Below are 20,960 nucleotides of genomic sequence, written 5' to 3'. Positions count from 1 at the left end.
ATATCAAACTTGCGGGTTCCGGAGCTGCCGCAGCGCTTCGCCTGCGGCCATCGCCGCGGTCATGGCGACATTGAGCGACCGCAGCCCCGGAGCGATCGGGATCACCAGCCGCGCGTCCGCCGCCTCGACCACCGCCTCGGTGACGCCGGCGCTCTCGCGCCCGAATAGCAGGATGTCCGCCGTCTGGTAACGGAAATCGCGGTAGTCGGTCGCGCCTTTGGTGGTGAACAGCAGCAGGCGGGCGCCTTGCGCCGCGCGCCACTGCTCGAATTTCGACCAGGAGTCGTGCCTGACGATGCTGACCTGATCGAGGTAGTCCATTCCCGCCCGGCGGAAATGCCGGTCGGAGACGGGGAAGCCCGCCGGTTCGATGATGTGGGCGGCCACGCCCAGACAGGCGCAGAGCCTGAGAATCGTGCCGGTGTTCTGGGGGATGTCGGGTTGGAAAAGCGCTATCTGCATGGGCTGTGCATGGGCTGTCTCGGTTCGGTGCGGGCCGGAAATGTCTCAATAAAACATCGCTGGCCGCGGAATTCGTGCATTGCACGCTCCCGCGCCGATAGCGGGCTTGCGCTCGCCCGGCAAGGGTGCCAATAGAACGATTCTGGACTGCTGTTTTCGCCTTGTTTTGGTGGGGGCACGTGAAGTTCTGCCGCCGCGGGGGGCCGCGGGCGCCGGCAGGCTGTTCTGGGGACCTTGGGGGCTCCTGGAGCGGTTCCGCCGGCTGCATAAGAAGAAAGGGTTGGAATCGTGACGACAGCGTCTTCGGCGGACCATCCGACACGCCGTGATTTCTTATTCGTTGCAACGGGGGCAGCTGCAGCAGTAGGGGGCGCAGCCGCGCTCTGGCCCTTTATCTCCCAAATGAATCCTGATGCGTCGACCATCGCCGCCGGTGCGCCGATCGAGGTCGATCTCAGCCCGGTCGCCGAGGGGCAGGACATCAAGGTGTTCTGGCGCGGCAAGCCGATCTATATCAGCCACCGCACCAAGAAGCAGATCGACGAGGCGCGCGCCGTCAACGTGGCGAGCCTGCCCGATCCGCAGTCCGACGAGGCCCGGGTCAAGTCCGGCCATGACCAGTGGCTGGTCGTGATCGGCATCTGCACCCATCTCGGCTGCATCCCGATCGCCCATGAAGGCAATTACGACGGGTTCTTCTGCCCCTGCCATGGTTCGCAGTACGATTCGTCCGGCCGCATCCGCCAGGGGCCCGCGCCCGCGAACCTGCCGGTGCCGCCGTACCAGTTCGTTTCCGACACCAAAATCCAGATCGGCTGAGCTTCGGGCCCTCGTCCGAAGCTTCGCGCCGTCTCGTCGTACTATTTCCTCAGGATCGCATCATGAGCGGACCATCCGACTACCAGCCGAGCAATCCGGCCCTGCAATGGATCGAGCGACGTCTGCCGATCCTCGGCCTCATGCACTCTTCCTTCGTGGTCTATCCCACCCCGCGCAACCTGAACTATTGGTGGACCTTCGGCGCCATCCTCTCCTTCATGCTGGGGATCCAGATCCTGACCGGCGTGATCCTGGCGATGCACTACACACCGCATGCCGACCTCGCCTTCAAGTCGGTCGAGTTGCTCGTCCGTGACGTCAATTACGGCTGGCTGCTGCGCAACATGCATGCCGTCGGCGCCTCGATGTTCTTCGTCGCCGTCTACGTCCACATGCTGCGTGGCCTTTATTACGGCTCCTACAAGGAGCCGCGCGAGGTGCTCTGGATCCTCGGCGTCATCATCTACCTTCTGATGATGGCGACCGGCTTCATGGGCTACGTGCTGCCCTGGGGCCAGATGAGCTTCTGGGGCGCAACCGTCATCACCAATCTGTTCTCGGCCATCCCCTATGTCGGCGAGAGCATCGTGACGCTCTTGTGGGGCGGCTATTCGGTCGGCAACCCGACGCTGAACCGCTTCTTCTCGCTGCACTATCTATTGCCGTTCCTGATCGCGGGCGTCGTCGTGCTCCACGTCTGGGCGCTGCATGTCTCCGGCCAGAACAACCCTGATGGCGTCGAGCCCAAGACGGAGAAGGACACGGTTCCGTTCACGCCGCATGCGACCATCAAGGACATGTTTGGCGTGTCCTGCTTCATGCTGCTCTACGCCTGGTTCATCTTCTACATGCCGAACTATCTGGGTGACGCCGACAATTACATTCCGGCGAACCCGGGCGTGACGCCGCCGCACATCGTGCCGGAATGGTATTACCTGCCCTTCTACGCGATCCTGCGCTCGATCCCGAACAAGCTCGCGGGCGTGATCGGGATGTTCTCGGCGATCATCATCCTGTGCTTCCTGCCCTGGCTTGATGCTGCCAAGACCAAATCGTCGAAGTACCGTCCGCTGGCCAAGCAGTTCTTCTGGATCTTCGTCGCGGTCTGCATCCTGCTCGGCTATCTCGGCGCGCAGCCGCCGGAAGGCATCTATGTGATCGCCGGCCGGGTCCTGACGTTCTGCTACTTCGCCTACTTCCTGATCGTGCTGCCGCTGCTCTCGCGCATCGAGAAGCCGCGTCCGGTGCCGAACTCGATCTCGGATGCCGTCCTGGCCAAAACCGGGAGCAGGTCGACGCCGATGGTGTCGAGCGCGATCGTGCTTGCGCTGGCGGGCGCGTTGTTTGCGGGCTCAGCCGATAGCGCGCGTGCCTCCGAAGGCAGCGACAAGCCGCCGGGCAACAAATGGTCGTTCGCCGGTCCGTTCGGCAAGTACGACCGCGGCTCATTGCAGCGCGGCCTGAAGGTCTACAAGGAAGTCTGTGCCAACTGCCACGGCCTGTCCTATGTCGCCTTCCGCAACCTCGCGGAAGCCGGCGGTCCCGGCTATTCGGTCGCGCAGGCTGCAGCCTTCGCCTCCGACTACAAGGTCAAGGACGGTCCGAACGACGCCGGCGATATGTTCGAGCGCCCGGGCCGGCCGGCGGATTATTTCCCCTCGCCATTCCCGAACGAGCAGGCCGCGCGTGCGGCGAATGGTGGCGCGGCGCCGCCGGATCTGTCGCTGATCACCAAGGCGCGCTCCTACGGCCGCGGCTTCCCCTGGTTCATCGTCGACTTCTTCACCCAATATCAGGAGCAGGGTCCGGACTACGTCTCGGCGGTGCTTCAGGGGTTTGAGGACAAGGCGCCCGAAGGCGTGAGCATCCCGGAGGGGTCCTACTACAACAAGTATTTCCCGGGCCACGCCATCAAGATGCCGAAGCCGCTCAGCGACGGTCAGGTGACCTATGACGACGGCTCGCCGACCACGGTCGCGCAATACGCTAAGGACGTCACCACGTTCCTGATGTGGACCGCCGAACCGCACATGGAAGCGCGCAAGCGCCTCGGTTTCCAGGTCTTCATCTTCCTGATCATCTTCGCCGGCCTGATGTACTTCACCAAGAAGAAGGTCTGGGCCGACTCGCACTGAGCGGCCTGAGGCGAGAATGAAGAGGCCCCCGCAAGGGGGCTTTTTTGTTGGGCACGAGAGTGTGTTGTCAGGCGCGATTGCCTATCGCCCGCTCAAACGCCAAAATGCCGCCAACCGCTCCCCAAAAACTCGTCGGAGGACATCATGGGAACCGCCATCACCTTCAAGCGCCCGGACGGCAAGGACGCATCGGGCTATCTCGCCAATGCCGCGCGCGGCAACGCGCCGGGCGTGGTGGTCATCCAAGAATGGTGGGGCCTGTCGGACCAGATCAAGGGCCTGTGCGACCGCTTCGCGCTGGCCGGGTTCGATGCGCTCGCGCCCGATCTCTACAGGGGCAAGGTGGTGCCGTATCACGACACGGACGCGGCCGGCAAAGAGATGAACTCGCTCGATTTCATGGACGCCACCACGCAGACGGTGCGCGGCGCCACGCAATATCTGTCGCGCAACGGCGCCAAGGTGGGCCTGACCGGCTTCTGCCTCGGCGGCGCCGTCACCATCATCGGCGCGGTGCATGTGCCGGAGCTCGCCGCCGGCGTGGTGTTCTACGGCATCCCGCCAGAGCAGGCGGCCAAGCCCGCCGACGTCAAGATCCCGCTCCAGGCCCATTTCGCCAACAAGGACGATTGGTGCACGCCGGAACTGGTCAATGGCTTCGAAAAGGCCATGAAGGCCGCCGGCAAGTCGCTGGAGCTGTTCCGCTATGACGCCGAGCACGCCTTCGTCAACGAGCAGCGCCAGGCCGTGCACGACCGCGAAGCCGCCGAGCTGGCCTGGGGCCGGGCGACGGAGTTTTTCCGCAAGCATCTGGGGTAGGTTGGGCGCCAATCGCGCTACAATTTCGGTGTCGTCCCGGCGAAGGCCGGGACCCATAACCACAACACTTTGTGGTCGGGGCGAGCTGCCACTGCGAGTCTTCGCCAAACTCAATTTTGTGGCTATGGGTCCCGGCCTTCGCCCGGACGACGGTGGAGATTGACATCACTGCCGGGCTACGGCGCAGGGGCCTACCCTTGACGCCGTCCCCGCGCCATGATGAGTATCCGTCCATGAGCACCGCCGTCCGCCCATCCCGTCTTTGGTGGCGCACCTCCTGAGAGGTGGCCGGTGCGATTTATTCTCCCAAAATCGTCTGAGGTCGCCCACGCAGTGCGGCGGCCTGATCGTTTGTCCTGTGTGGCGTTCCCTCGACAAGTTTCGTAAGAGGACCCCATGAACAGGACCGTCTTTGCCCTTCCGGCTCGAAGCGACTATGTGACCCGCGCGGGGCTTGCGATCACGCGCGTGGCGGAACAGTTTTCCGGCGGCGCCAACCGGCTCGACGATCTCGTCAACCTGCTCGACCGCCGCCGCGGCGTGGTGCTGTCCTCGGGTACGACCGTGCCCGGCCGCTACGAAAGCTTTGACCTCGGCTTCTCCGATCCGCCGCTCAAGCTCGAGACCACTGGCGTCAATTTCAAGCTGGAAGCGCTGAACGCGCGCGGGGAGGTCCTGATCGCCTTCCTCGCCGACGTCTTGCGCGAACCCTGCGTCGTGATCTCCGAGAAGACGCCCACGCGCCTTGCCGGTCATATCATCCGCGGCGAAGCCCCGATCGACGAAGATCAGCGCACGCGGCGCGCCAGCGTGATGTCGCTGGTGCGCGATCTCGTCGCCGCTTTCTCCGCCAATGACGACGGGGTGCTGGGTCTGTTCGGCGCCTTTGCCTACGACCTCGTGTTCCAGATCGAGGACCTCGTGCAGAAGCGCGCACGCGAGGCCGACCAACGCGACATCGTGCTCTACGTCCCCGACCGGCTGCTCGCCTATGACCGCGCCACCGGCCGCGGCGTCGTGCTCACTTACGATTTCGCGTGGAAGGGCAAGTCCACCGCGGGCCTGCCCCACGAGACCGCCGAGAGCCCCTACCTCAAGACACCGCGCCAGGGTTTTGCCGATCACGCGCCCGGCGAATATCAGGCTACGGTCGAGACCGCGCGCGCTGCCTTTGCACGTGGCGATCTGTTCGAGGCGGTGCCGGGGCAACTCTTTGCCGAGCCCTGCGACCGCTCGCCGGCAGAAGTGTTCCAGCGGCTCTGCGTCATCAACCCGTCGCCTTACGGCGCGCTGATGAATCTCGGCGAGGGCGAATTTCTCGTCTCGGCCTCACCGGAAATGTTCGTGCGCTCGGACGGACGCCGGGTCGAGACCTGCCCGATCTCGGGGACGATCGCGCGCGGTACCGATGCGATCGGCGATGCCGAGCAGATCCGCCAGCTCCTGAACTCCGAGAAGGACGAGTTCGAGCTCAACATGTGCACCGACGTCGACCGCAACGACAAGGCGCGCGTCTGCGTCCCCGGCACGATCAAGGTGCTGGCACGCCGGCAGATCGAGACCTATTCAAAACTCTTCCACACGGTCGACCATGTCGAAGGCATGCTGCGTCCCGGCTTCGATGCGCTCGATGCGTTCCTCACCCATGCCTGGGCCGTCACCGTCACCGGCGCGCCAAAGCTCTGGGCGATGCAGTTCGTCGAGGATCACGAGCGCTCGCCGCGCCGCTGGTATGCCGGCGCGATCGGGGCGGTGAATTTCGACGGCAGCATCAACACCGGCCTCACCATCCGCACCATCCGGATGAAGGAAGGCCTCGCGGAAGTGCGTGTCGGTGCCACCTGTTTGTTCGACTCCGATCCCGCCGCCGAGGACCGCGAATGCCAGGTCAAGGCCGCGGCCCTGTTCCAGGCGCTGCGCGGCGATCCGCCGAAGCCGCTGTCGGCCTTCGCGCCCGATGCCACCGGAAGCGGCAAGCGGGTACTGCTGATCGACCATGACGACAGCTTTGTGCATATGCTGGCCGATTACTTCCGCCAGGTCGGCGCCGACGTCACCGTGGTCCGCCATGTGCATGCGCTCGACATGCTCAAGCAGAAGCGGTGGGATTTGCTCGTGCTGTCGCCCGGCCCCGGTAGGCCCGAGGATTTCGGGATCAAGAAGACCATCGACGCAGCGCTGGAGAACAAGCTGCCGGTGTTCGGGGTCTGCCTCGGCGTCCAGGCGATCGGCGAGTATTTCGGCGGCGAGCTCGGGCAGCTCACGCATCCCGCCCACGGCCGGCCCTCGCGGGTGCAGGTGCGCGGCGGGCGGCTGATGCGCAATCTGCCGAACGAGATCGTGATCGGCCGCTATCACTCGCTTTATGTCGAGCGTGACAGCATGCCGGAGGTGCTATCCGTCACCGCCAGCACCGAGGACGGCGTCGCCATGGCGCTCGAGCACAAGACCCTGCCGGTCGCCGGCGTGCAATTCCATCCGGAATCGCTGATGTCGCTGAGCGGCGAGGTGGGCTTACGAATTGTCGAGAACGCGTTCCGCCTGGATGCGCGCGCTGATTGAGAGGCACCATGACTTTTGACCACGATCTGAAGGCGAGCGTCCGCACCATCCCGGACTACCCGAAACCCGGGATCTTGTTCCGCGACATCACCACGCTGCTCGCGGATGCGCGTGCGTTCCGCCGCGCGGTCGACGAACTCGTCAATCCCTGGGCTGGCAACAAGATCGACAAGGTCGCCGGCATGGAAGCGCGCGGCTTCATCATAGGCGGCGCCGTGGCGCACCAGGTTTCGGCCGGCTTCGTGCCGATCCGGAAAAAAGGCAAGCTGCCGCACACCACCGTGCGGATCGCTTACTCCCTCGAATACGGCATCGACGAGATGGAGATGCATGTCGACGCGATCCAGCCCGGCGAACGCGTGATCCTGGTCGACGACCTCATCGCCACCGGCGGCACCGCGGAAGGCGCGGTGAAGCTGCTGCGTCAGATCGGCGCCAATGTGGTCGCCGCCTGCTTCATCATCGACCTGCCGGACCTCGGCGGCGCCGCCAAGCTGCGCGCGATGGACGTGCCGGTGCGCACGCTGATGACGTTCGAGGGGCACTGAGCCAGGACGCCGAGGAGTATCGCCCGGGTAAATTATCGCCTAGGACCGTTGCAGGATCAGGCTGAGCTCCAGCTCGCGGAAGGCGAGATAGTTCCGCCGGGTCCACTGGTGCAGCTCGGTCGAGGCATCCTTCTCCTGGCGCAGATAGCCGGTGAAGGAGAAGTTCAGCCGGCCGATATAGGTCTTGAGAAAGCCGGGCAGCGCAGGCAGGCGGAATACCCGTCCGGCAGCCATCGCCGCCGGCAGCTCGCCGCGTATGATGTGCTCGTTGTCCACCGTGATCAGGTTAATCCGCGGGATCTGTTCGCGCAGCATCTCGTGGGCGCGGGCCGAGACGCGGTCGGTGTCGGCGACGAACAGGATCATCGGCGCGACGTGGCGGCGCGCCGCCTCTTTCAACAGGCCGATCTCCTCGGTCATCTTGAAGAACTCGTCAAAGGCGTGGAAGCCGAGGTCGATCACCTTGGCAACCCCGTCATCGACGATGACGCGATCCATCAGCTGCATCTTGCCGTAGGTGTCGATCACGTCGGCGGTCTCCGTGATCGTTGGCAGATAGTCGAGCAGCGACGGCTCCTTCAGGTTGACGTCGAAGGCCACGACGTTGCCGTTCTTGAGCAGCAAAAATTCGCTCAAAAGCCGCGCCAGCAGGGTCTTGCCGACCTGCGGGCGGGGCGAGCAAATGATGTAGAGGGGCGTCGCGGGCATCGATAGCTATATCAGTCGAACTCGGCGACCAATCCAGCCGTATCCGCCCGGCTTGCGCAACTATTTTTCGCTGTTGCGGGTCGTGGGCTTGGAGCCGACAATGTCGGTCAGCCGGATCCGGTCGAATTCGCTCCAGACGTTCGCCAGCCAATGCCGGACATAGCCGCGCAGCACGAACGAATAGTTCGCGGCCTCGTCGTTGATACCCTTGTTGGCGACGAATTTCAGGAACGGAACGGAAGACACCTCGACCTGCTCATAGGCCATTTCGTTGAGCTTGGGGATGGTTAGCTCGGTCGCATCCTTGATGCGGTGGAAGTAGGAATTATAGGTCGCCTGGTCCCACTGGAAGAACTGGGTGTCGTTGATGAAGTTCTTCACCAGGAAGTATTTGGCGCCGGTCATGAAGCCCGCGGTCTCGGCGATTTCGTCCAGAGAGGCGATCGAGGGTCCGAGGATGTGGAACACGGCAAAGGTGATCTGGCCGGCCTTGGCGGCATCGAGGAAACCGATGTCGCGCAAGGAGGCGAGCGCCGGCGAGAGCAGGCCGGCGCGGACGTCGATCACGGTGACCGACGGGCTCGTGGCGTTGAGCGTATCGAAGATCTTCATCTGATCCGACGTCGTCGTCATGTCGACGATCTCGGTGATGTCGGGGTGGAAGCGCTTCAGGGTTCCGCGCGGTGACTCTGTGTCGAAGGCGCGCGTCGGCACGTTGTTGGCGGAAAAATAATCGAGCAGGGTGCGCGATACCGTGGTCTTGCCGACCCCGCCCTTGTCCGCGCCCACCACAACCACTGCCGGCTTTGCCATTGCTGTCCCCTAACGCGCGCCCCCGATCGCGAGGTCGCAATCGGACGGGCCCCAAATCGATGTCGCAAAGATGTCCCAAGTCTGCTGTTGGGCGCGAACATGGCAGAAACAAGGGAGAATTCAATTCCGCAGGCCCCAGTTACGGCAATTCCCGAGGTTTTTCCCAATCGCGATCAATCCTTCCGCGCATGGCGTCAAATCGCGCTCAATGGCGGCCCCAAGGACCCATAGGATTTCCCAAGGGATTGCTTACCCGATTGCCTATTGGGTTGCTGCTGGCGGTTCCGGGTGCGGGCACGGGCGGCGGACTGGCCGTGCCGCCTGCGTCGTTCCAGGGACCCTGGCGCAGCGGCGGTGGGGTGTTCTGGCGGTCGGCTTGCGTGTCTGGCTCCTCGCCCTCGTAGGCGGGAGGCGGCAGCGGGCCAGGATCACGGCCGCCGGCGAACTTGACCAGCGCGTCCACCCGGGACTGCACCGAGGGGTGGGTCGCGAATAAATCGGCGAAGCCCTCGCGCGGATTGTCGACGCAGAGCTCCATCACCGCCGAGGTTGCGCCCGGCAGCTCGCCGCGGTTCTCGATCTTGCGCAGGGCCGAGATCATGGCGTCCGGGTTTTTCGTCAGCTCAACGGAGCCCGCGTCCGCGAGATATTCCCGCGAGCGCGATAGCGCGAGCTTCACCACCTGCGACAACAGCCAGGCCACCACGATCAGCACGACCGCGATGATGATCACGATCACCGCGCCGCCGCCCGAACTCTTGCTGTCGCTCGACGACGAGGACGATCGTGAGGACGAGGAGGAGCCCGACGACCACGAGCCGCCAGAGCCGGAGCTCCAGCTGAAATTCGTGAACAGGCGGAAGAAGAGTTCGCCGAAGAACCCGACCACACCCGCGATGATGACGGCGACCACCATGAGCTGCACGTCGCCGTTCTTGATATGGGTCAGCTCGTGACCCAGCACCGCCTCGATCTCCTTGTCGTCCAACGCATTGAGGAGACCGGTGGTGACGGTGATCGAATATTGCCGCGGGTTGAGGCCGGTCGCGAACGCGTTCAGCGCCGGGCTCTCCATGATCTTCAGCTTCGGCATCGTGATGCCGCGCGAGATGCAGAGATTTTCGAGCAGATTATAGAGCCGCGGCTCTTCCTGCCGGGTGACGTCGTGGCCGCCGGTCACCGCATCGATCATCGACTGGTGGAAGAAATAGGCGATCACGATCCAGGCCGCTGCCACGACGGTCGCAACCGGAGCGGCCACTTTCAGGTCATAGAAGGCACGGCTCAGATAATAGACGACGGTCTCGTCGCCGTTGATGACGACTTCAGCGATCAGCGCGCCGGCATAGACCAGCACATAGACCAGCGCGAACAGGCCGGCGAGCAGCAGCATCGAACGAAACTTGTTCGAGGCGATGTGCGTGTAGAGACCATACGCGGCCATGACGCGCCTTCCTCAATGTCCGTCGTTCCGGGGCGCGCCGAAGGCGTGAACCCGGAACCTCGAGATTCCCTGGTGCGCAAGCGCGCACCATGGTTCGTCGCCTTGCGACGCCCAGGAATGACGAAGAAAAACGATGGACATGTCAGGCAATCAGAACTTCACCTGCGGCGTGGCTTCGACCTCGGAGCGGCTGGCACCAAGATCGAAGAAGTCCTTTTTGGTGAAGCCGAACATGCCGGCGAACAGAGCGGCGGGCATCTGCTGGATGCCGGTGTTGTATTCCTGGACCGCGCTGTTGAAGAAGCGGCGGCTGGCCGCGATCTTGTTCTCGAGGTCGGACAGCTCGCTGGCGAGCTGCTGGAAATTGGCGTTGGCCTTGAGGTCGGGATAGGCCTCCGACAGCGCGATCAGCCGGCCGAGCGCGCCCGAGAGCTGGTTCTCGGCCGCGGACACCTGCGCCGGTCCCTGCGCCGACATCGCCGAATTGCGCGCCTTGATGACGTCGTCGAGCGTGCCGCGCTCATGCGAGGCATAGCCCTTCACCGTCTCGACCAGGTTCGGGATCAGATCGTGACGCTGCTTGAGCTGCACGTCGATGTCGGCAAAGGCCTGGCCGACGCGCTGGCCCAGCGCCACCAGCCGGTTGTAGGCGGCGAAGGCAAAGAACACGAGGACGACGATAACGCCGAGGACGATCCAGCCGGTCGACATGGAGAACTCCTGAAGGGGGAAGAAGGCGGGCGCTAGGGTAGACCAAATTGGCCCCGAGCGAGAGCCCGGCGCAGAGGAGAGGTAGGATTTGGTCGGATGAGGAGCTATCCGAGTTCAAGGCGAAAGCGGGTAACGAGGTTAATTTTCGGACAGGACCGGCGTCTCAGTACTTCGTATCGAGCCTGGGTATGCCCGTGGCTTCGGCCAATCGCGCTGCGACCCTGCCTGCTTCCTGGATAGTTGCTTCCCTGACCGGAATGTCGTGCCGCCTTCCGCTGAGCAGCTCGACATAAACGCCATACGAGGCATGCCCGTCGCTCTCGTATTCGATACGACCGAGCGCGCGGCATTGGTCGAGCGGGCAATCCACGATCGTCTTGCCCCATCGGCCAAACAAACGACGAAGGATCGTCAGCCGCCTTGCGCGAAGATCGATGTGAACGATTGTTCGCTGGGACGCGATGGAGAAGAACATGCACGCCAGCAATAGCCACAGGACGACGCTGCCTCCGGCTACAGCCCCGCCTGAGCTGGCTACAACAACGGCAACGCCGACCAGACCCGCTGGAATCATCCAGATTATTGCCGAGGGCTTCCGCTCGAATACCAAGACTGCTGAGCTATCTCTGGCCATGAGGGACTTCTACCTCAATTTGTGGCTGTGCCCCAGCGCCACCGCCTTGCGTCCGCATAGGCGGCCTTGTCCCGCCGGGGGACCTTGGCGAGTTCGACACCGTCCTCCGTGCAGAGCTTTGCAGCGATCTCGGCCTTGCCGACATCCGGCGGCGCCAGCACGCGCGCGGCGCGGGCTGCGGGCGGCGTGCGGGTCAGCGCCACATAGATGAACCGCTCGTCCTCGAACGGCACCTCGGCGCCCTTGATCTGGCGGTGAGCCTGCGAGCGCGGCAGGCGCTGTGAGAAATGGCACCAGTCGGGCGCCGTCAGCGGACACGGCTTTTCGTGCGGGCAGGGTGCGGCGACATAGGCGCCCGCCGCGATCAGTTGCTGGCGCAAAGCGAGGATGCGGGCGTAGCCGGCGGGCGTGCCGGGCTCGATCACGACCAGCGCGTGGCGCGCTTTCGCCCACATCGCTTCCGCGAGATTGCGTTGATCGCCCTCACTGAGCTCGCCAATGACATAACTCGCGACGACGAGATCGGCTTGCGAGAACTCGGCGAGGTTCGCGCCGGCATCGCCCGGCAGATAGCGGCAGTCCGCCAGACGCGTGCTGTCGCGCGCCAGTTCGAGCGCGAGACGGCTCAGCGTGGCGTTGGCGTCGAGCAGGGTGAAATCCTGCAGCGAGGAGAACGCCTCCGCAGCGGCCCAGCTCGCGGTGCCCGGACCTGCGCCGACGTCGAGCAGCGTTTCCGGAGCGAGGTCAGTTACGATCTCGGTCAGCGCATTCAGACTGGCCGCCACCGCCGCGTAGGTCGCCGGCATGCGCGCGAGCGCATAGGCGAGCGCGTCGGCATCCGACTTGATCGTGCCGGAGCCGCCGCCTGTGCGGTAGGTGGTCGAGATTCTCTGCGATCGCTGCGCTGCGTCGGTGCGCGAGAACCCCTGGAGCTTGCCGTCGAGGGCGGCCTTTAGCTCAGCGGGAAGCGTGGGCGAGATCATCTTAATTCGCCGTCATTCCGGGGCGCGCGTAGCGCGAATCCGGAATCTTGAAATGGTGGCGCGAGATTCCGGGTTCGATGCTGCGCATCGCCCCGGAATGACGGCCAAAAAATCACGCCACGTTCTGGTCGAGAATGTCCACCGCCTCTTGCAGGTTCACCGACACCAGCTGCGAGACGCCGCGTTCGGCCATGGTGACGCCGAACAGGCGGTTCATCCGCGCCATCGTGATCGGGTTGTGCGTGATGATGATGAAGCGCGTGTCGGTCGAGGCGGTCATCTCGTGCAACAGGTTGCAATAGCGCTCGACGTTGTGGTCGTCGAGCGGCGCGTCGACTTCGTCCAGCACGCAGATCGGCGAAGGGTTGGTGAGGAACACCGCGAAGATCAGCGCCATCGCGGTCAGCGCCTGCTCACCGCCGGAGAGCAGCGACAGCGTCTGTGGCTTCTTGCCCGGCGGCTTGGCGATGATTTCGAGGCCCGCTTCGAGAGGATCATCGCTCTCGATCAAATGCAGCGCGGCTTCGCCGCCACCGAACAGCTCGACGAACAGGCGCTTGAAGTGGTTGTTGACGACCTCGAACGACGTCAGCAGCCGCTCGCGCGCCTCCTTGTTGAGGCTCTGGATACCCTGGCGCAGCCGCTTGATGGCCTCGACGAGATCGTCGCGCTCGGTGACCAGACCGTTGTGCTGGGTCTCGACCTCGCGCAGCTCTTCCTCGGCGCGCAAATTGACCGCACCCAGGCGCTCGCGATCGCGGCGCATTTTTTCGAGGTCTTCCTCGATGTCGTGCAGCGGCGGCAACTCCGTGCCGGGTTCGATCTCGGCGAGGCCGGCAACGGCCTGCGGTTCGACTTCCAGCATGTCGCGGATTTCGCGCTCGATGTCCTCGAGCCGGCGACGCGCACCTTCCATGCGCTCCTCGGCGCGGGCGGTGGCCTCGCGGGAGCTTGAGAGTGCCTCGAGCGTCAGCTTCGCGACGCGATCGGTTTCGGCCATCGCGGTTTCCGCGCTGGCGAGCGCATCGGCGGCCATGCGGCGGTCGTTTTCGGCATATTCGATCTCGGTGATCAGCGCGCTACGCTTCTCCGCGAACACGGCCGGCGCGTTCTCGAGATCGCTGCGCTCGATCGAGACTTCGGCGATGCGCGCCTGGATGGTGTCGATGTGGGAGGTCGCGCTCTCCTTTCGGTTCTGCCACTCGGTGCGTTCGGCGAGGATCGCCTGCACGCGGCGGTCGGCCAGCTCGGCTTCGCGCGCCAACGCCTGTGCCTCGGCGCGGACCTGGGCGGCCATGCGGCGATGGCCTTCGATGTCGCTGCGGACGGCGGCGAGACGGGTTTCGGTGTCCTCGCTCGACGGCAGCTCGGAGATCCCGGCTTCGGCGTATTCGTAGGCGGCTTCGGCCTCGGCACGGTCGGCGGCCAGACGGCTGTGCGCTTCCGACAGCGTCGCCTTGCGCGCGGCGTGGCGGCTGATCTCGCGCTCGACCGTGGCATGGCGCTCGCGCGCGACGTTGAGCTCGCGCTGTGCGGCGCGCCAGGCTTCGCGGCTCGCACCTTCGGTGCTGGCGGCCATCTGCAGCTCGGCCTCGGCGTTCTCCAGCGCCTGACGCTTGATCTGCGCGTCGATGCGGGCCTGCTCCAGTTCGTTCTCGATGTCGATGAGGCGGGCGCGCTCGGCGAGCCGCCGTGCTGCGCCGGTCGGCGCGTGGGCGGCTGCGACAAAGCCATCCCAGCGCCAGACGTCGCCTTCGGGCGAGACCAGCCGCTGGCCGGTCTTGAGCTGCGAGACCAGTTCGGCGCCGCGCTCGCGCGGCACCACGCCGATCTGCGCCAGGCGGCGGGTCAGCTCGGCCGGGGCTTGCACGTGGCTGGCGAGCGGCACGACGCCTTCGGGCAGTTCCGGATCGCCGTCGGTGACGCCGGCATTGGTCCAGCGCATCGGCGCGGACGGATCGACCGGGGCGTCGAGATCGTCGCCGAGGGCTGCGCCGATCGCCTTTTCGAATCCCTTGTCGACGGTGATGCCGTCGATGATCGGCGGCCACAGATTCTTGGTCTCGCCGTTGAGGATCTTGGAGATCGTGCGCGCCTCGGTATCGAGCCGCTGCACGCGCTTGTCGGCTTCGACGAGCGGCGAGCGCGAGGATTCCAGCGTCTGCCGCGCGGCGACATGCGCGGCTTCGCTGGCCTGAGCCGCGGCTTCCGAGGCCGCCAGCGTCTGCTCGGCGTTCTCGACGGTCGCGGTCAGCTCGTCGAGATCGCCGAAGCCGCCGGTCGCCTCGGTGAGCTTCTGCTCTTCCGCCGCGACGTTCGAAATCTCCTGATCGAGCCGGGCGAGCTTGTCGCGGTGGGTGCGAACGTTGGCTTCGAGCTGATTGCGCTTGGCGGTGAGGTCGGCGAGCGCGGTGGTGAGCTCGGCGAACTGCTGCTCGGTTTCGGTCAACACCGCCTCGGCTTCGGCGACACGCTCGTCGACGCCGGAGCGCTTCTCGACGCGCGACTTGATCTCTTCCTTCAGCTCGGCATCTTCGGCGTCGAGGCGCTGCAGCGCGACGTCGGCGTCCATGGTCTGCTGCTGGGCACGCGAGATATCGCCTTCGAACTGTGCGAGGCGCCGCTCGAGCTCCGCGACGCGCTCCTTGGCGCGCTCTTCCTCGCGATCGAGCAGCTCGCGGGCGTTGGTGAGGCGCTGCAGCCCGGCTGCCGCGCGCGCTTCCGCATCGCGCAGCGCCGGCATTTCGGCGGCGCGGATCGCCTGGATGCGGGCGGCCTCGGCCTGGTGCTGGGTCCGCTCGGCCATCTCGCGGACCGCGAGATCGTGGGTGTGGCCGGATTCGTTGACGTCGGCATGGGCGCCGATCCAGCGCAGGTGGAACAGGGTTGCTTCGGCCTTGCGGACCTTGGCCGCAACTTCGCGATAGCGCACGGCCTGGCGGGCCTGCTTCTTCAGGCCTTCCATTTGCCCCGCCAGCTGGCCGATCACGTCCTCGACGCGGGTGAGGTTGGTTTCGGCCGCCTTGAGCCGCAGCTCGGCTTCGTGGCGGCGGGCGTGCAGGCCGGCGACGCCGGCGGCGTCTTCCAGCACGCGGCGGCGTTGCTCGGGCTTGGCCTGAATGATCTCGCCGATCTTGCCCTGGTGGACCAGGGCTGGCGAGCGCGCGCCGGTGGCGGCGTCGGCGAACAGAATCTGCACGTCGCGGGCGCGCACGTCGCGGCCGTTGATGCGGTAGACCGAACCTGCCTCGCGCTCGATACGGCGGGAAATTTCCAGAAGCTGGCTGTCGTTCATCGCCGCCGGCGCGGTGCGATCGGAATTGTCGATCGTCATCGTCACTTCGGCGTGGTTGCGCGCGGGACGATTGCCGGAGCCGGCGAAGATCACCGCGTCCATGTCGGCGGCGCGCAACGACTTGTAGGAGGTCTCGCCCATCGCCCAGCGCAGCGCCTCGACGAGATTCGACTTGCCGCAGCCGTTGGGGCCGACCACGCCGGTCAGGCCGGGCTCGATGACGAAGTCGGTGGCCTCAACAAAGGACTTGAAGCCGTGAAGGCGCAGGCGGGTGATTTTCATAAGCACGCATCTCTGTTGGCAGGCGCGAATCCCCCTGCCGGGACAATACCATGGAAGGCAATGTCGCTATCCGGGCGAGTCGCGCGAGGCGCCTCATGCGGCTGGACAATGGCCGCGGTGCGCTGCGAGGGCAACCGGCGAAAGCCGCTTTTCCAAGGGATTTATGCCGGGAAAGATACGGCTATCGAGATGCGAATCAGGGATTGTGCCGTGCGAATCAGCTCTTCAGCAGCGGATTGATCTTCTTGGCGAATTCCTCGAACGAGGTCTCGCCCTTGATCTTCTCGCCGTTGATGAAGAACGTCGGCGTCGAATCGACCTTCAGAACGTCGCTGGCATATTTCTGGTCGGCGGCGATCTTGTCGAGCAGCGCCTGGTCCTTCAGACAGGCCTCGACCTGCTGCTGGGTGAGGCCGGCTTGCTTGCCGATCCGCGTCAGGGTCTCCGTGGTGTTCTTCGCCACCCAGTCGTTCTGCTGGCGGAACAGCATGTCAGTGACCGCAAAGTATTTCGGTGCGTCGCCATTGGCGATGCAGCGTGACAGCATCGAGCCGGCGGCGGCTTTGATGTCGAGCGGGAACTCGCGGAAGATGTAACGGACCTTGCCGGTGTCGATGTATTCCGACTTGATCTTGGGAAACACCTGCTCATTGAAAGCCGCGCAATGCGGGCAGGTCATCGAGGCGTATTCGGTGATGGTGACCGCGGCGTCCTTCGGGCCCAGCGCCATGTCGGGCAGTGACACCGGCTTGGCGACGTCGCCAGCGGCCTGCGCGATAGCTTCCGAGATGAACCGCAGCGGCGAGAACCCGGCGAGCGCGGCAAGCCCGGTCAGCGACAGCATCGAGGTGAAGGCGCGGCGGGTGATGATCAAGGTCGGCTCCCGGATTGGCGTGGTCTCGCCCGAAATTCCCATTCAGACGGCCTGTCGCTAGCTTGAAACGTCGTTTGAGGCAATGGCGAGCGGCAAGGACAGGTCCAGTTTGGCCGCCGAATAAGGCTCAATTTCGCTTGATAGCGGCCCCCAGGCGCGCCAGCGCCGACTTCAATTGTTCATCTTCGATGTCGCCCAGGCGCTCAGCCACCTCGGCCACCGATTTGGCGTCCGGCGGGGCGGGCCGGGTTGGCCGCCGGGCGCGCGATAGTGGAGCCTGGCGGAAGGCCAGCTTGCCGACCGCGCTCCAGCCGAAGAAGCGGTTGACCCGCTGCAGGATCACATCGGCGGAGTGCTGGATCTCCAGCGCCATCGGCCCCTCGACCCGCAGCACCAGCGTGGCCGGCTCCTGCGGCTGACCCTCGACCGGCCGCGGCCATTGCATCTTGAGCGGCTCGGCATGGGCCGCGATCTCCGGTCCGGCAATCTGCGCCCACCGCGTCACCAGCTCGCGCGCGGCAAAACCCTGCTTGGCATAGGCCTCGGCGAAGACGTCGTTGAGCAGGAGCGACAGCGGCTTGGCGCTGATAGGACCGGGTTTGATGGGGCGAAGCTTGGACATGGGACCTTATAGCACTCCGGCGCGTCGGCCACAGGCTCTTCGCCGCGAAGAAAAACGTGGACGCCCGCGACCAGCGTGGGCACGACGTGGAGAGATCGGTGCATTGCCGTTACAGTGCGAACATGAGCCCCAAATCCGCCCTCAGGGCGAAATCGGAACCAGTTCCGCCGCAGACCTCGTCGCGCCCGCTCGCGCTGCTCGATTGGTACGACCGCCACCGCCGCCGCTTACCCTGGCGCGCTGCGCCCGGCGAGGCATCTGACCCTTACCGCGTCTGGCTGTCCGAGATCATGCTGCAGCAGACCACGGTGAAGGCGGTCGGGCCCTATTTCGAAAAATTCGTCGCGCGCTGGCCTGATGTCACCGCGCTCGGACGGGCCTCGCAGGACGACGTGCTGCGGATGTGGGCCGGGCTCGGCTATTATTCTCGCGCCCGTAATCTCCATGCCTGCGCGGTCGCGGTGATGCGCGAGCATGGCGGCACCTTTCCCGACACCGAACTGGGCCTGCGCGCGCTGCCGGGCATCGGGCCCTATACAGCGGCAGCGATCGCGGCGATCGCGTTCGACCGCCGCACCATGCCGGTCGACGGCAATATCGAGCGCGTGGTCTCGCGGCTCTTTGCTGTTGAAGAAGAACTTCCGCAGGCCAAACCGCGGATCCAGCACTTGGCTGCGACGCTGCTCGCCGACTCCCGCGCCGGTGATAGCGCGCAGGCGCTGATGGATCTGGGTGCCTCGATCTGCACGCCGAAAAAGCCAGCCTGCTCGCTATGCCCACTCAACGAGGACTGCACGGCGCGCACGCTGGGAACGCAGGATACGTTTCCGCGCAAGGCGCCGAAGAAGAGCGGCGCGCTACGGCGCGGCGCCGCTTTCGTTGTCACGCGCGGCGACGAGCTTCTCGTCCGCAGCCGTCCCGAAAAGGGTCTGCTCGGCGGCATGACCGAGGTACCGGGATCGGATTGGCTGGCCGAGCAGGACGATGCCAAGGCAAAACAGCAGGCGCCCGAGCTGAAGGGGCTGTCGCGCTGGCAACGCAAGGTCGGCGTGGTCACCCACGTCTTCACGCATTTCCCGCTGGAACTGGTGGTCTACACGGCCAAGGTGGAAGCGCGCACGCGGGCACCGGCAGGCATGCGCTGGGTGCCGATCGCCACGCTCCCCGACGAAGCATTGCCCAACGTCATGCGTAAGGTGATTGCGCATGGATTGGACCCCTAGCAGCCCATCCTGCTGACAACATGCTGGCAGCAGCCCTGCGTTAGCTGTGATCGGCAACGGAGGCTCGCATGATCAAGACCGCGCTCGACAACTTTCCCAGGCCGCCTTGTGCCGAGCTATTGGGGTGGCGTCTGCTCGATGCCCGTCCCGGGGAAGGCTGGATCAAGCTCGCGTTTGACGGCAAGCCGGAGTTCTGCAATCCGGCCGGCTTCATCCAGGGCGGCATGCTCTCGGCCATGCTCGACGACACGATGGGCCCCGCCGTGCTGGTGATGAGCGAAGGCCGGCTCTACACCACCACCATCAGCATGACCGTGAATTTCCTGGCGCCCGCAAAGCCCGGACCGATCATCGGTGAGGCCAAGGTGACGCAGCTCGGCAAGACGATTGCGTTCGTCGAGGCAAAGCTGATGGCGGAAGACGGAACAGTGCTGGCGACGGCAAGCGCGAGCGAGCGGCTGCTCGAAGCGGCGAGGGTGGTGGGCAAATAGTCTAGCCGCGTAGGCGCTACCCCTTCTCCCCTTGCGGGAGAAGCTGGCGCGAAGCGCCGGATGAGGGGTATCTCTCGGCGAGGTCAAGTTGTCAGAGATGCGCTCGCGGAGACAGACCCCTCACCTGAGTGAGTCCGCGTCTACCGGCATCGCTGCCCTCTCTCACAAGGGGCGAGGGCGCATCAACGCGCGTCTCGCTTCGCGCGAATACTCATTTCGTCGCGCGCGCACCCGCGCTCACGATGGGCGGCTTCGCATTCAGCGCTTCCACCTGGAAGCCGGCGACGCGCTTGTAGTTGGCGGCAACATCCTCCAGCTCCTGTTGCGACAGCACGTCGGTGACGACCTTGTAACCATCCGGCGCGCGCTCTTCGACGAGCTGCATCACCTGCTCGGGGCCGTTCTTGCGGTTGAGCAGGACGAGACTGGTGGTTGCAGGCCGCCGCTCGGCCTCATAGGCGAGCAGGGCCGCTTGCGTCGGGCCGTGCGCCAGGATCTCGCGGGTGATGGTGCGGGCATCGAGGATCGCCTGCGAGGCGCCGTTGGATCCGATCGGGTACATCGGATGTGCGGCGTCGCCCATCAGCGTGACGCGGCCGAAAGTCCATTGTGACACCGGATCGCGATCGACCAGCGGATATTCATAGGCGTGCGGGCAGTTCTTGATGAGGCCGGGCACGTCGAGCCAGTCGAACCGCCAGCTCTCGAACCAGGGCAGAAACTCTTCCAGCCGCGCGGTGCGGTTATAGTCTTCGCGCCGCCATTGATAGGTCGGCGGCATGTGGCGCTCGGCAACCCAGTTGATCAGATGGTTGCCCGCGGCGTCCGGTTCCTTCGAGATCGGATAGCAGACGAATTTCAGGATCTCGTGGCCGGCCATGATCATGGTACGGCCGCTGAGGAACGCCTTTGCAGGCGTGACGCCGCGCCAGAGGATGCGGCCGTTCCAGATCGGCGGGCCTTCGTCGGGATAGAGTTTTTCTCGCGCAGCCGAATGGATGCCGTCGGCGGCGATCAGGATCGTGCCGTCGTAAGTCCCCGCGGCCTTGCCGGTGGCCTTGTCGATGAAATCGGCGCGCACGCCGTCTGCGGTTTCGCTCCAGCCGGTCAGATGATGGCTGGTGAGGATGTTGTCGCGGCCGAGCCGCTCGATAGCGGTGTCGAGCAGGAGCTGCTGGAGCGTGCCGCGATGGATCGAGAATTGCGGCCATTTGTAGCCGGCCTCCAGTCCGCGCGGCTCGCTCCAGATCGGCTTGCCGTGCTTGGAGAAATAGGCGAGCTCGCGGGTGCGCACGCCGCTGGCATCGAGCTTGTCCATCAGCCCGAGCTCGATCAGCTCGCGCACCGCATGCGGCAGCACGTTGATGCCGACGCCGAGCGGCCGCAGCTCGGCGACGCTCTCGAACACTTTCACGGGAATGCCGATTCCGTGCAGGCTGAGCGCAAGCGTCAGGCCGCCGATGCCGCCACCGGCGATGAGTACGGTCATGGGAAAGCCCCTCCAACTAGAGGCGTCTTGGCACAGCCGGGCGCCG

The 20,960-nt window shown here is 65.0% G+C and carries 18 protein-coding genes; 7 read left to right on the top strand and 11 right to left on the bottom strand.

Annotated elements, in window-relative coordinates; translation table 11 throughout:
- Positions 1 to 3: 3 nt before the first annotated feature.
- Positions 4 to 462: a tRNA (cytidine(34)-2'-O)-methyltransferase gene (locus AC0L3A_RS26300; RefSeq protein ID WP_007595044.1), complete on the bottom strand. Its 459-nt coding sequence runs from the start codon at positions 460 to 462 to the stop codon at positions 4 to 6.
- A gap of 288 nt (positions 463 to 750) precedes the next feature.
- Between AC0L3A_RS26300 and petA the strand changes: the two genes are divergently transcribed.
- The 5 genes from petA (at position 751) to AC0L3A_RS26275 (ending at position 7,345) form a co-directional block, all read left to right on the top strand.
- Entirely contained in the window at positions 751 to 1,281 is a 531-nt protein-coding gene (petA, locus tag AC0L3A_RS26295; protein WP_007595042.1) for a ubiquinol-cytochrome c reductase iron-sulfur subunit, read from the top strand.
- Positions 1,282 to 1,343: 62 nt separating this feature from the next.
- Entirely contained in the window at positions 1,344 to 3,416 is a 2,073-nt protein-coding gene (gene fbcH / locus AC0L3A_RS26290; protein WP_219684503.1) for a cytochrome b/c1, read from the top strand.
- Between the two features lie 144 nt (positions 3,417 to 3,560).
- The gene (locus AC0L3A_RS26285; RefSeq protein ID WP_007595039.1) at positions 3,561 to 4,235 is read left to right on the top strand and encodes a dienelactone hydrolase family protein; all 675 of its coding nucleotides are present in this window, start codon (positions 3,561 to 3,563) and stop codon (positions 4,233 to 4,235) included.
- A gap of 396 nt (positions 4,236 to 4,631) precedes the next feature.
- On the top strand, positions 4,632 to 6,797 hold the full coding sequence (locus tag AC0L3A_RS26280; RefSeq protein ID WP_007595037.1) for an anthranilate synthase component I: 2,166 nt from the start codon (positions 4,632 to 4,634) through the stop codon (positions 6,795 to 6,797).
- 8 nt (positions 6,798 to 6,805) lie between these two features.
- Positions 6,806 to 7,345 (top strand): adenine phosphoribosyltransferase, encoded by a 540-nt coding sequence (locus tag AC0L3A_RS26275; protein ID WP_007595035.1) that lies wholly within the window; start codon positions 6,806 to 6,808, stop codon positions 7,343 to 7,345.
- 39 nt (positions 7,346 to 7,384) lie between these two features.
- Here the strand turns inward: AC0L3A_RS26275 and AC0L3A_RS26270 are convergent, their stop codons facing one another.
- The 9 genes from AC0L3A_RS26270 to AC0L3A_RS26230 form a co-directional block, all read right to left on the bottom strand.
- Positions 7,385 to 8,053: a hypothetical protein gene (locus tag AC0L3A_RS26270; RefSeq protein WP_007595033.1), complete on the bottom strand. Its 669-nt coding sequence runs from the start codon at positions 8,051 to 8,053 to the stop codon at positions 7,385 to 7,387.
- Between the two features lie 60 nt (positions 8,054 to 8,113).
- Positions 8,114 to 8,866, bottom strand: a complete 753-nt coding sequence (locus AC0L3A_RS26265; RefSeq protein ID WP_007595031.1) for a P-loop NTPase family protein — start codon at positions 8,864 to 8,866, stop codon at positions 8,114 to 8,116.
- 205 nt (positions 8,867 to 9,071) lie between these two features.
- Positions 9,072 to 10,310, bottom strand: coding sequence for a M48 family metallopeptidase (locus tag AC0L3A_RS26260; protein WP_007595029.1), 1,239 nt, complete (start codon positions 10,308 to 10,310; stop codon positions 9,072 to 9,074).
- A 150-nt stretch (positions 10,311 to 10,460) separates the two neighbouring features.
- The gene (locus AC0L3A_RS26255; protein WP_007595027.1) at positions 10,461 to 11,021 is read right to left on the bottom strand and encodes a LemA family protein; all 561 of its coding nucleotides are present in this window, start codon (positions 11,019 to 11,021) and stop codon (positions 10,461 to 10,463) included.
- 163 nt (positions 11,022 to 11,184) lie between these two features.
- A complete protein-coding gene (locus AC0L3A_RS26250) occupies positions 11,185 to 11,655 on the bottom strand; it encodes a hypothetical protein (protein ID WP_007595025.1) in 471 nt (156 codons plus the stop codon).
- A 14-nt stretch (positions 11,656 to 11,669) separates the two neighbouring features.
- Positions 11,670 to 12,638 carry a small ribosomal subunit Rsm22 family protein gene (locus AC0L3A_RS26245; protein ID WP_007595023.1) on the bottom strand — a complete coding sequence of 323 codons (969 nt, stop codon included), beginning with the start codon at positions 12,636 to 12,638 and terminating at the stop codon, positions 11,670 to 11,672.
- 112 nt (positions 12,639 to 12,750) lie between these two features.
- Positions 12,751 to 16,215 carry a chromosome segregation protein SMC gene (smc, locus tag AC0L3A_RS26240; RefSeq protein ID WP_007595021.1) on the bottom strand — a complete coding sequence of 1,155 codons (3,465 nt, stop codon included), beginning with the start codon at positions 16,213 to 16,215 and terminating at the stop codon, positions 12,751 to 12,753.
- 217 nt (positions 16,216 to 16,432) lie between these two features.
- Positions 16,433 to 17,089, bottom strand: a complete 657-nt coding sequence (locus tag AC0L3A_RS26235) for a DsbA family protein (RefSeq protein WP_035995178.1) — start codon at positions 17,087 to 17,089, stop codon at positions 16,433 to 16,435.
- A gap of 127 nt (positions 17,090 to 17,216) precedes the next feature.
- Complete coding sequence (locus AC0L3A_RS26230; protein WP_007595017.1) at positions 17,217 to 17,711, bottom strand: DUF721 domain-containing protein; 495 nt, start codon at positions 17,709 to 17,711, stop codon at positions 17,217 to 17,219.
- Positions 17,712 to 17,833: 122 nt separating this feature from the next.
- On the opposite strand from AC0L3A_RS26230, the gene mutY reads away from it, so the two are divergent.
- Positions 17,834 to 18,934: an A/G-specific adenine glycosylase gene (gene mutY, locus AC0L3A_RS26225; protein ID WP_035993278.1), complete on the top strand. Its 1,101-nt coding sequence runs from the start codon at positions 17,834 to 17,836 to the stop codon at positions 18,932 to 18,934.
- 68 nt (positions 18,935 to 19,002) lie between these two features.
- Positions 19,003 to 19,425, top strand: a complete 423-nt coding sequence (locus AC0L3A_RS26220; RefSeq protein WP_007595007.1) for a PaaI family thioesterase — start codon at positions 19,003 to 19,005, stop codon at positions 19,423 to 19,425.
- A 211-nt stretch (positions 19,426 to 19,636) separates the two neighbouring features.
- On the opposite strand, the gene AC0L3A_RS26215 is transcribed toward AC0L3A_RS26220, so the two are convergent.
- Positions 19,637 to 20,914, bottom strand: a complete 1,278-nt coding sequence (locus tag AC0L3A_RS26215; RefSeq protein ID WP_007595005.1) for a flavin-dependent oxidoreductase — start codon at positions 20,912 to 20,914, stop codon at positions 19,637 to 19,639.
- Positions 20,915 to 20,960: the final 46 nt, after the last annotated feature.

Source organism: Bradyrhizobium sp. MI1.3 (assembly GCF_055811695.1).
The sequence above is the reverse complement of the archived record's forward strand: the minus strand, read 5'-3'. Positions and strand labels throughout refer to the sequence as shown.

What these genes read in the sequence shown, in the direction of transcription:
- AC0L3A_RS26220 (WP_007595007.1), top strand. Translation starts at nt 19,003, where the DNA reads ATGATCAAGACCGCGCTCGACAACTTTCCCAGGCCGCCTTGTGCCGAG.
- AC0L3A_RS26245 (WP_007595023.1), bottom strand. Translation starts at nt 12,638, where the DNA reads ATGATCTCGCCCACGCTTCCCGCTGAGCTAAAGGCCGCCCTCGACGGC.
- AC0L3A_RS26300 (WP_007595044.1), bottom strand. Translation starts at nt 462, where the DNA reads ATGCAGATAGCGCTTTTCCAACCCGACATCCCCCAGAACACCGGCACG.
- mutY (WP_035993278.1), top strand. Translation starts at nt 17,834, where the DNA reads ATGAGCCCCAAATCCGCCCTCAGGGCGAAATCGGAACCAGTTCCGCCG.
- AC0L3A_RS26265 (WP_007595031.1), bottom strand. Translation starts at nt 8,866, where the DNA reads ATGGCAAAGCCGGCAGTGGTTGTGGTGGGCGCGGACAAGGGCGGGGTC.
- AC0L3A_RS26285 (WP_007595039.1), top strand. Translation starts at nt 3,561, where the DNA reads ATGGGAACCGCCATCACCTTCAAGCGCCCGGACGGCAAGGACGCATCG.
- AC0L3A_RS26250 (WP_007595025.1), bottom strand. Translation starts at nt 11,655, where the DNA reads ATGGCCAGAGATAGCTCAGCAGTCTTGGTATTCGAGCGGAAGCCCTCG.
- AC0L3A_RS26215 (WP_007595005.1), bottom strand. Translation starts at nt 20,914, where the DNA reads ATGACCGTACTCATCGCCGGTGGCGGCATCGGCGGCCTGACGCTTGCG.
- AC0L3A_RS26260 (WP_007595029.1), bottom strand. Translation starts at nt 10,310, where the DNA reads ATGGCCGCGTATGGTCTCTACACGCACATCGCCTCGAACAAGTTTCGT.
- smc (WP_007595021.1), bottom strand. Translation starts at nt 16,215, where the DNA reads ATGAAAATCACCCGCCTGCGCCTTCACGGCTTCAAGTCCTTTGTTGAG.
- AC0L3A_RS26270 (WP_007595033.1), bottom strand. Translation starts at nt 8,053, where the DNA reads ATGCCCGCGACGCCCCTCTACATCATTTGCTCGCCCCGCCCGCAGGTC.
- AC0L3A_RS26280 (WP_007595037.1), top strand. Translation starts at nt 4,632, where the DNA reads ATGAACAGGACCGTCTTTGCCCTTCCGGCTCGAAGCGACTATGTGACC.
- AC0L3A_RS26275 (WP_007595035.1), top strand. Translation starts at nt 6,806, where the DNA reads ATGACTTTTGACCACGATCTGAAGGCGAGCGTCCGCACCATCCCGGAC.
- AC0L3A_RS26230 (WP_007595017.1), bottom strand. Translation starts at nt 17,711, where the DNA reads ATGTCCAAGCTTCGCCCCATCAAACCCGGTCCTATCAGCGCCAAGCCG.
- AC0L3A_RS26255 (WP_007595027.1), bottom strand. Translation starts at nt 11,021, where the DNA reads ATGTCGACCGGCTGGATCGTCCTCGGCGTTATCGTCGTCCTCGTGTTC.
- fbcH (WP_219684503.1), top strand. Translation starts at nt 1,344, where the DNA reads ATGAGCGGACCATCCGACTACCAGCCGAGCAATCCGGCCCTGCAATGG.